This window comes from Bacteroides sp. CAG:189, from assembly GCF_000432295.1.
Lineage (GTDB): Bacteria > Bacteroidota > Bacteroidia > Bacteroidales > Bacteroidaceae > Bacteroides > Bacteroides salyersiae.
In genome coordinates, this window is the sequence record NZ_HF991020.1 from 1 (window position 1) to 10,909 (window position 10,909).

Annotated in this window: 8 protein-coding genes; 7 read left to right on the forward strand and 1 reads right to left on the reverse strand. The window is 43.2% G+C overall.

Translation table 11 applies throughout. From position 1 onward, the window contains the following. Window positions 1-682: 682 nt before the first annotated feature. Complete coding sequence (locus tag QVP90_RS04280) at window positions 683-1,030, forward strand: SH3 beta-barrel fold-containing protein (protein ID WP_021935740.1); 348 nt, start codon at window positions 683-685, stop codon at window positions 1,028-1,030. Window positions 1,031-1,036: 6 nt separating this feature from the next. Next, window positions 1,037-1,954, forward strand: coding sequence for a DUF4373 domain-containing protein (locus tag QVP90_RS04285; RefSeq protein WP_021935741.1), 918 nt, complete (start codon window positions 1,037-1,039; stop codon window positions 1,952-1,954). A gap of 415 nt (window positions 1,955-2,369) precedes the next feature. Here the strand turns inward: QVP90_RS04285 and QVP90_RS04290 are convergent, their stop codons facing one another. Continuing rightward, complete coding sequence (locus QVP90_RS04290) at window positions 2,370-3,638, reverse strand: ATP-binding protein (protein WP_021935742.1); 1,269 nt, start codon at window positions 3,636-3,638, stop codon at window positions 2,370-2,372. Window positions 3,639-3,855: 217 nt separating this feature from the next. On the opposite strand from QVP90_RS04290, the gene gmd reads away from it, so the two are divergent. The 5 genes from gmd (at window position 3,856) to QVP90_RS04315 (ending at window position 10,877) form a co-directional block, all read left to right on the forward strand. After that, complete coding sequence (gmd, locus tag QVP90_RS04295) at window positions 3,856-4,929, forward strand: GDP-mannose 4,6-dehydratase (RefSeq protein ID WP_005923095.1); 1,074 nt, start codon at window positions 3,856-3,858, stop codon at window positions 4,927-4,929. A gap of 5 nt (window positions 4,930-4,934) precedes the next feature. Beyond that, window positions 4,935-6,008, forward strand: coding sequence for a GDP-L-fucose synthase family protein (locus QVP90_RS04300; protein WP_005923098.1), 1,074 nt, complete (start codon window positions 4,935-4,937; stop codon window positions 6,006-6,008). A 285-nt stretch (window positions 6,009-6,293) separates the two neighbouring features. Continuing rightward, complete coding sequence (locus QVP90_RS04305) at window positions 6,294-7,952, forward strand: AMP-binding protein (RefSeq protein ID WP_005923101.1); 1,659 nt, start codon at window positions 6,294-6,296, stop codon at window positions 7,950-7,952. A gap of 232 nt (window positions 7,953-8,184) precedes the next feature. Continuing rightward, window positions 8,185-9,717 (forward strand): sulfatase, encoded by a 1,533-nt coding sequence (locus QVP90_RS04310; protein WP_005923104.1) that lies wholly within the window; start codon window positions 8,185-8,187, stop codon window positions 9,715-9,717. 8 nt (window positions 9,718-9,725) lie between these two features. Next, a complete protein-coding gene (locus QVP90_RS04315; protein WP_021935743.1) occupies window positions 9,726-10,877 on the forward strand; it encodes an LA_2272 family surface repeat-containing protein in 1,152 nt (383 codons plus the stop codon). The last annotated feature ends 32 nt before the right edge of the window (window positions 10,878-10,909 follow it).

Here is a 10,909-nt window from a genome sequence, read left to right on the forward strand (position 1 = left end):
GTTCAATTAAACGAACGTTTATTGAAACACTTTTTTATTTCATCATATCACATTGTACTTCAATTGAATACTACTCCAAACATTATCTTTTCATTATATTCTCCCCCATTCATTTATCTTTATTCAAATTACTTTATTACTTTTGACGTTTTTAAATATTTTAACCATTAACAAAACAAGAACAGAGATCATGAACAAAAAAGAAAGACAAAAGGATGTAATGAAAACACTTCTGAAAGCAAGTCAACAAAACCATTAAACACTAATAACCAAAGCATTAATGAGCACAAACAGAAAGATAACAAAGAAGAGATAAAAGGTATTATTTCCAACCACGAAGACGTCATCAGATATTTAATTTCCATTTATCATCAAGGAAGTATGGGTAGAAATATCAAGACATCACAAGTCTCACTTGCACGATTTATAGCAAAGGCAGAAATACTGGGATACATTGTGGATGGGAAGTACAAGCCACTAAATATCAGCTCCATTACAAACTACATCTCCACCATCATAAACGAAGACAGGAAAGTTAAAAAAAAGGCAAAGGAATAAAGAAAAAAACGAATGAAAAAAGACAGGCATTTTCTTAATCCGTTTCAGAGACGGACAGACGTATCTTTACCACCGCCTAAAGCTGCATAGACGCAGCAAGGTATTCATCATTAAAAATTATATCATGAAAAATTTAACAAGGACGGTATCAGAGAGCGAAGCCATGAAACGGAAATGGGAAAAACGTATTATGCAGGAAAAGAACTATTCCGAAAATACCGCCAAATGGATGGCACAACACCTGGAAGCCCTATTGGACTACATGCAATACGGACATGCCGTCATCGCATTCTACAAACAAAACGGGAAGTTCAAATTCGTGAAAGCTACGCTAAGGTATTATGAAGCGGAATTTCACAAAAAATATAATCCCGCAAACGTGGAAGCCGCAGTAGTCTATTGGGATATAGATGAACAGGGATGGAGAACATTTCAAATGGAGAATTTTCTGGAATGGAAGGTAATGGGATAAGATGTTATGGCAATAGAATATATCGGAATCAATTACTTCCCGTTACTGACGGGATTTTTCCATTGCGACAAAATAGAACTGCTCACAGCAATATTCGGGATAAAAGGGCCGTATGCGGTGATCATGTTATTGTGCAAGATTTATACGGACGGATATTATATCCCTTGGGGAAAAGAACAGTGCATGATTTTTGCAAGAAAATTAGGACCGGAATACGACAAGGAAACTATGGGAGATATCGTAAATATGCTTGTGGAAAAAGAATTTTTCGACAAGGAGAGTTACGAAAAATATGAAATTCTGACTTCAACGGAAATCCAGAAGGTGTGGATGGAAGCTACAAGCCGGAGAAAGAGGGATTTAGCCAAGCTCCCGTACCTACTGATAGAGTGTACAGACAGCAAAAGCAACAACAAAAACAACAGCAAAAATGAATGCAAAAAACAGGACGATGCAGACAATATGCAAACAGAAATGAAGCTGAACACGGAAAATGCAGACAGTGTGCGGACAGAAACGGAGTTGAATGCAGAAAATGCAGACATTTTCCGACAAAGTAAAGTAAAGCAAAGTAAAGCAGAGAAAAGTAAAGAACTTCCCCCCTCTAATCCCCCCACGGGGGAGAAGGATGGATATGAGGATAATTATGCACTCCTGCCCTTGCCCCCGGACTATACCCTCGATGAACATACGCACAACTACTATGGACTGTTAGAGAACCTCAAATTGCACAAAGTGAAGGAGATCGCAGAAATTACAGCCATACTGAGACTGTCCGATTACGGCAGGGAAAGAACANNNATGTGGACCTGTTCGTTTTACGAAAGAAAAGCACCAGCCATATGGAAACTATTGGCAAAAACACACTGGAACAAAATTGAAGCACCGGGAAAATATATCATAAAAGTGCTTAGAAGTTCCTGATGGTCAAAAGCATAAAAATACCGGAAAAAGGCGTGCCGGAAAAAGAACAAACGGGACACAACCGATAATCGGCTATTCCGGCACGCCCATTTAAGTTGCCAAATCAGCAAGTATCAGTCAAGACTCCTTGTCATCCCGGCAAAACACATTGTTTTACCATCAGTTATCAGAAAACACATAAACCACTGTATATCAACGTATCATATAAAAGAAATCAGAAGTAAGAAAAGCAATATTTCTCTTGACAAGAAATTAATATTAACATCCTGTTAAATACTATCTTTTGTGATCAAAGAATGCATTCTTTTATACTCAAGATATGTATATCTTACACAGCAAAGACATACATCACGAAATCTTCATTAACATTGTTAAATTTACTAACGGGGGAAAAGCCTATCTTCTCATATATCCCCTACAGCATTTCCGCCAACTTCCAGGCTTGTATATGGCGTATACCTTCTTTTGACGGCAGCATCGTTTTGTCAAGAGATACCACCCACTTTTCATAATTATCCTGTATCGACTCCAGCGAAGCATACGAAGCCTGCATAGCTACCTCATTCTCCAAAGTAGAAACACACTGAATATAGATAATGCGATCGTCCTTGCGAGCCATAAAATCAATCACCTTATTGCGGTGTACACCTACATTAACCCGATATCCGGCGTGCTTCAATTCAAGACAGACATGATTCCTGAACTTCACCTCCCGTTCGCGGACAAAGAAAGGATAAAGATAATGCATAAAAGCCCAATCGTTGATATAGTAACGACAAGTGCCTAATACCACCTCTTTCGTGCGAACCTGGCAACGCTCCACGCGGTGGATAAGAAAAACATCTTCCAGATAACTGATATAATTGGCAATGGTATCGTAACTCGTCTTCCGTTTCTGCGCAGTGAAATGAGAAACGAGATTGGTGACCGATACCAACCCGGACAAATGCTCCACCAGATAAATAAGCGTATCTTCAAAAAGACGGGGATCTTTAATGCGGTAGCGCTTTACGACATCACGAAACAACGCGGTATCTTTGAGAGAGGAAACATAATTCCATTTTGACTCTTCCGACGGAAAAGCTGAAAGACGGGGCAAACCTCCCTGTTCCATATATGAAGCATAACTCTTATCCGAAACTTCTTCCGACTCCTTTTCGATATATTCGGCATAACTGAAAGGAAAGACCTCAAAACTGACATAGTGCCGGTCCGGGATTCCTTCGGTATCACAAGGAATCATTCCCCTGTTCGAACCACTGATAAACAGTTCGCAACTATTGACGTAATCTTGTGAATGTGCACGGACAAACTCCTCCCAACCATCGATATTCTGTATTTCTTCAATGAATATATAGATCTTCCCCACGGGATGAAGCCGCTCACGATAGACGGAAAGAAGATCTTCAAGCCCTCCACGTCCGGAAATGAACCCGGAATCGGTAAACGACCGGCTGATATACAACACGTTTCGCGCCGATACTCCTTCATCCAGCAAATGTACCATAATCTGACGCAACAAATAAGACTTGCCTGCACCACGCTGTCCGAACAACACCTTTATCAGTTTGTTGCCTATGTAGCCAAAGATACGGTTGGTATAGCTCTTACGGGCAAATCCTGTATCCGGAAACCGTCCGTCCCAATAATTGGAAAGAGTTAATTCATTAAAAGAATCATTCATATCAGAAAATATCTATATTAACAAACAATTATTCAAATAAAAATAAATATTACGAATTATATAATAGAATATTCATTTATATCCGAATAATATTCAGCAAATATATATTTTTTCTATCAAATCTAAAAGATTAATCTTAAAATTAATTTTCTATCCGAAAGAAAAGCCCGAATATTGCATCGGAATAATATCACAAATCAATAAACAATTATCTATCATGAAGAAAGCTCTTATTTCGGGAATCACCGGACAGGACGGTTCATTCCTCGCGGAATTTTTATTGCAAAAAGGTTATGAAGTACACGGAATCCTCCGCCGTTCTTCTTCATTCAATACCGGACGTATCGAACATCTCTATTTTGACGAATGGGTGCGCGACATGAAACAGAAACGTACGATCAATCTGCATTATGCCGATATGACGGATTCAAGTTCACTGATACGCGTGATTCAGATGGTGCAGCCCGATGAAATATACAACCTCGCTGCCCAAAGTCACGTAAAAGTTTCTTTCGACGTTCCTGAATATACGGCAGAAGCGGATGCCATCGGTACACTGCGTATGCTCGAAGCGGTGCGTATTTTAGGTTTGGAAAAGAAAACGCGTATCTATCAGGCTTCTACATCCGAGCTATATGGCAAGGTACAGGAAGTACCCCAGAGCGAAACGACTCCTTTCTATCCGCGCAGCCCTTATGCAGTGGCCAAACAGTACGGTTTCTGGATTACCAAGAACTATCGTGAAAGCTACGGTATGTTTGCCGTAAACGGTATCCTCTTCAATCATGAAAGCGAACGCCGTGGTGAAACATTCGTAACCCGTAAAATCACATTTGCCGCCGCACGCATCGTGCAAGGCGAGCAAGACAAACTTTATTTAGGAAACCTGGATGCCCGCCGCGACTGGGGATATGCCAAGGACTATGTGGAGTGCATGTGGCTCATCCTGCAACACGACGTTCCGGAAGATTTCGTTATCGCTACCGGAGAGATGCATACCGTACGTGAATTCTGTACGCTTGCTTTCGCCGAAGCCGGCATCAACCTGCGCTGGGAAGGCAAAGGACTGGACGAAAAAGGAATCGACACAGCTACCGGAAAGGTATTGGTAGAGGTTGATCCGAAATATTTCCGTCCGGCAGAAGTAGAACAGTTGTTGGGAAACCCCACCAAAGCAAAAACCGTATTGGGATGGGATCCTTGCAAAACTCCATTCCCGGAATTGGTGAAAATCATGGTGCGCCACGATATGAAGAAAGTACAAAAAATGATTGCAACTAAACAGGAATAAAACCGATGGATAAAAATGCAAAGATATATATAGCAGGACATCGCGGCCTCGTGGGTTCTGCTATCTGGAAAAACCTGCAAGAGAAAGGATACACCAACCTTGTAGGTCGTACTCACAAAGAGCTCGATCTGCTGGACGGAGCAGCCGTTCGCCGCTTCTTTGATGAAGAACAACCGGAATATGTATTTCTGGCTGCTGCTTTCGTAGGCGGTATCATGGCCAATAGCATCTATCGTGCCGATTTTATCTACAAAAACTTGCAAATACAGCAGAACGTGATCGGCGAAAGTTTCCGTCACCAAGTGAAAAAACTGCTTTTCTTAGGAAGCACCTGCATCTATCCGCGCGATGCGGAACAACCGATGAAAGAGGATGTGTTGCTGACTTCGCCATTGGAATATACCAATGAACCGTATGCCATCGCCAAGATCGCAGGACTGAAAATGTGTGAAAGCTTCAACCTGCAATACGGAACGAACTATATTGCCGTAATGCCCACCAACTTATACGGCCCGAACGATAACTTCGATCTGGAACGCAGCCACGTATTGCCCGCTATGATTCGCAAAATACATCTGGCTCACTGCCTGAAAGAAGATAACTGGGAGGCTGTCCGGAAAGACATGAATCTGCGCCCCGTAGAGGGTATCAGCGGAGAAAACTCCAAAGAAGAGATACTAACGATTCTGAAAAAATACGGTATCAGCAATACGGAAGTATTATTGTGGGGAACCGGAACACCGCTACGCGAATTTCTTTGGAGCGAAGAAATGGCAGATGCCAGCGTATTCGTGATGGAACATATAGACTTCAAAGATACCTATCAGGAAGGAAGCAAAGATATCCGTAACTGCCACATCAACATCGGTACCGGCAAAGAAATAAGTATCCGTAACCTTGCCGAACTGATCGTAGAAACCGTAGGCTACAAAGGGAAACTCACCTTTGACAGTACTAAACCCGACGGAACCATGCGTAAACTTACCGACCCTTCCAAGCTGCACCAATTAGGGTGGCACCATAAAATAGAAATAGAGGAAGGGGTACGGAGGATGTATGAATGGTACTTGTTTAGTTGAAAATTGAAAGTCTTAATTTAGTTGAAAGGTGAAAGTTGAAAGTTGAAAATTAAAAGGCCTGTTTAGTTGAAAAATGAAAGTCTTAATTTAAAAGTTGATAGGCTGCATACAACGTTACAACAAATAGCGCAGCCCAACTTTCAACTCTCAACTTTCAACTTTCAACTAAATCAAGACTTTCAACTAAATCAAGACTTTCAATTTTCACCTTTCAACTAAATAAGTTTTCTATTCTCAATATAATAGCTATATTTGCACAATTTAATCTCAAATGTGCAATAAACAATGGAACAAAGTTTTATAGCTTACATTGAAAACAGTATCAAGAATAACTGGGATCTGGATGCCTTGACAGACTACAAAGGAGCCACCCTACAGTATAAAGACGTAGCCCGCAAAATCGAAAAGTTGCATATCATTTTCGAAGAAAGCGGCATTCGTAAAGGAGATAAAATAGCCGTCTGCGGGCGGAACAGTTCCCATTGGGGAGTCACCTTTCTTGCTACTTTGACTTACGGCGCAGTAATTGTCCCCATCTTACATGAGTTCAAAGCCGATAATGTACACAACATCGTCAATCACTCCGAAGCCAGATTACTCTTTGTCGGCGACATGGTATGGGAGAATCTGAACGAATCGGCCATGCCACTGTTAGAGGGTATTCTGATGATGAACGATTTTACCTTATTAGTGTCGCGCAGCCAAAAACTGACACATGCCCGTGAGCATCTCAATGAACTGTTCGGAAAGAAATATCCGAAGAATTTCCGGAAAGAACACGTGGAATACCGGAAAGACCAACCCGAAGAGTTGGCAGTCATCAACTATACATCGGGGACTACAAGTTATTCGAAAGGGGTAATGCTCCCCTACCGCAGTCTGTGGTCGAATACAAAATTCGGTTTTGAAGTATTATCCCTGAAACCGGGTGACAGAATCGTTTCTATGCTACCTATGGCACATATGTACGGACTGGCGTTCGAATTCTTATACGAGTTCGCCGTGGGTTGCCAGATTTACTTCCTTACCCGCATGCCGAGCCCCAAAATAATTTTCCAGGCTTTTGCCGAGGTAAAACCCAACTTAGTGGTAGCCGTACCGCTTATCATTGAAAAAATCATCAAGAAAAATATCCTGCCGAAACTGGAAACCCCGACCATGAAACTGTTGTTGAAAGTACCTATCATCAATGACAAGATCAAAGCAACCGTACGCGAGCAAATGATACAGGCTTTCGGTGGAAATTTCGAAGAGATAATCGTAGGTGGCGCCGCTTTCAATCAGGAAGTGGAGCAATTCCTCAAAATGATCGATTTCCCCTACACTGTGGGATATGGTATGACGGAATGTGGCCCGATCATCTGCTACGAAGATTGGAAACGTTTCAAGCCGGGATCATGCGGTAAAGCCGCACCGCGCATGGATGTACAGGTTCTCTCATCAGACCCGGAAAATATACCGGGAGAGATTGTCTGCAAAGGGCCGAACGTAATGTTGGGATATTATAAAAATGAAGAGGCTACGGAACAGGTTGTCGACAAAGACGGTTGGCTGCACACAGGCGACCTCGCCTTAAAAGATGCCGAAGGAAATATCACGATCAAAGGACGCAGCAAGAACATGCTATTAGGGCCGAGTGGTCAGAACATTTATCCGGAAGAAATTGAAGATAAGTTGAATAACCTGCCTTATGTATCGGAAAGTATCATCGTGCAGCAGAACGACAAACTCGTCGGACTGGTTTATCCGGACTTTGACGAAGCCTTTGCACATGGATTGAAGAACGAAGACATGGAGCGTGTGATGGAAGAAAACCGGGTGGCGCTGAACGCGATGCTGCCGGCTTACAGTCAGATTTCAAAAATGAAAATATATCCGGAAGAATTCGAAAAAACTCCGAAGAAATCGATCAAGAGATTCCTGTACCAAGAGGCTAAAGGATAAATAATTGATCAATGTGCCAATGTGCTAATGTGCCAATTAAAGAATGTGCTAATTAAATAATAGGGTAATTGAATAATGTGTTAATGCAGTAATTACCATTCAGAATAATAGCGCAGCTAATTGGCCATTGGCATATTGATATATTGGTACATCGACGCATTGATGCATTATCTCATTGGCACATTGGCATATTGACACATTGGCATATTGACACATTGGCACATTATTAATTATGAGAAACAAACTGTTATTATCGGCGGCCATACTCCCGATATGTGGCATAACGGGTGAAGCCCAAGCGGCAGAAACTCAGAAACATCCCAATATCATTATGTTTCTGGTAGACGATATGGGGTGGCAAGACACCTCTCTGCCCTTTTGGACGCAACGTACACATTACAATGACATTTATGAGACGCCCAATATGGAGCGCCTGGCGGCACAAGGCATGATGTTTACGCAAGCGTATGCCTGTAGTGTAAGTTCGCCAAGCCGCGTCAGCCTGTTTACCGGAATGAATGCGGCACGACACCGGGTGACCAGTTGGACACTGCATAAAAACAAGACACACGAACAACCGGACTCTGTGCTGATATATCCGGAATGGAATGTAAACGGCATATGCCAGGAACCGGGAATAGAGCGCACCACTCAAGTGACGACATTGGCGCAAGTATTGAAAGAAAACGGCTATCACACCATACATTGTGGAAAGGCTCATTTCGGAGCCATAGATACCCCGGGAGAAGACCCGTTGAGAATGGGGTTCGAAGTGAATATAGCCGGGCATGCGGCCGGCTCTCCTGCCAGCTATTACGGAAAAGAGAATTTCGGGAATAAAACCGATAGAAAGAATCCGCCGGCTGCCGTACCGGGATTGGAGAAATATCACGGCACAGATACATTCCTTAGCGAAGCACTCACGCTGGAAGCGGAAAAGGCATTGGATGATGCACAAAAAAGCGACAAACCATTTTTTCTGTATATGGCTCATTATGCCGTACATACACCGATACAACCGGACATGCGCTTCTATCAGAAGTACATCGACAAAGGGCTGCCGCCGGTAGAAGCCGCTTATGCCACTCTTGTGGAAGGGATGGATAAAAGCTTAGGCGACCTTATGGACTATCTGGAAGAGAAGAACCTACAGGAAAACACCGTCATTCTATTTATGTCGGACAACGGCGGACTGGCCGCACATACGCGTGCCGGACAGCTCCATACACAGAACTACCCACTCAACAGTGGTAAAGGTTCTGCCTATGAAGGAGGCGTACGGGAACCGATGATCGTAAGCTGGCCGGGTACAGTAAAACCCGGAAGCAAATGCGACCGTTATCTGATGATAGAAGATTTCTTCCCTTCCATATTGGAGATAGCAGGAATATCGGACTACCAAACAATACAACAACGGGACGGCATCAGCTTTATGCCGCTACTCACCGGAAAAGGCAAGATGAAAGATAGAGATATCTACTGGCACTATCCGCATAGTTGGGGGCCTTCGGGACCGGGAATCGGTGCAACCTGTGCCATCCGTTCGGGAGACTGGAAACTGGTGTATTACTTTGATTCCGGTAAAAGGGAACTATTCAATATTCCCAACGATATCAGCGAGAAACATGATCTGGCAGCTCAAAAGCCACGCATCGTAAAACAACTGGCAGGAAAATTAAGTAACTATCTTCGTTCGGTAAACGCTCAACGACCTACATTGCGTGCAACACAACAACCTGCACCATGGCCGGACGAAATTAAATAAAAAGAAGAATGAATAAAAGAAAACTATTTCTATCCCTTGCATTGTTTTTGATGGCAGGCAGTACATTGTCTGCACAAAACAAGAGTGCAGGTATCAATCTGTCCATATGGAATGGAGTCAGCACACAACCCGCAGACAGTGCCCAGACTACCTATTTCAATTTGGGTATCCTGTCGGCTATGAACCGGCTAAACGGTGCAGGCTTCAATGCATTCGGAAGTGTTATCAGCCACAACATGAACGGCATACAGGCATCGGGACTTGCCAATATGGTGGGTGGAAGCATGCGTGGCCTGCAACTCTCTGCAATCAGCAACATTGACGGCAACAACATGATAGGATTCTCGGCTACGGGACTTGTCAACATCGCCGGTAACGAAAGTAAAGGAGTGTTGTTCTCCGGGCTGACCAATATCAGCGGTGACCATACTTACGGTGTAATGGCAAGCGGTGTGATGAACATATCGGGCGATAAAGCCGGTGGTGCACAGCTATCCGGACTCGCCAATATCACAGGTTCTACTTTTAATGGAATAATGGCCGGAGGATTATTGAACGTAGCAGGCGAAAATCTGAACGGTGTGCAACTGACAGGGCTTGCCAATATAGTGGCTTCGCGCATGAACGGTGTGCAGATAGGTTTAGGCAACTACGCGACGAAAGCGAAAGGATTGCAAATCGGTTTGGTGAATTACTATAAAGAAGAAATGAAGGGGTTTCAGTTGGGACTTGTCAACGCCAACCCCGACACAAGAGTACAAATGATGGTCTTTGGCGGAAATGCCACCAAAATCAACATAGGTGCCCGGTTCAAGAACAAACTATTCTACACCATCGTAGGTGCCGGTACGCATTATCTCGACTTTAGCGATAAATTCTCCGCTTCATTGTTTTATCGCGGCGGTATCTGGCTGCCTTTATGGAAAGACCTGACCATCAGCGGCGATTTGGGATACCAACACATCGAAACCTTTAAAAATAAAGATTACGGCATTCCGGCGCGCCTATACGGCTTGCAGGCACGCCTGAATCTGGAATATCAGATTACAAAGAAGTTCGGCATTTTTGCAACCGGAGGTTATGGAGGAAGCCGCTATTACAACAGAGATGTCACTTATGACAAAGGAGTAATCGCAGAAGCAGGAATCGTACTGTTTTAGAAGCCTCTCCCCAACCCTCTCCGTAGGAGAGG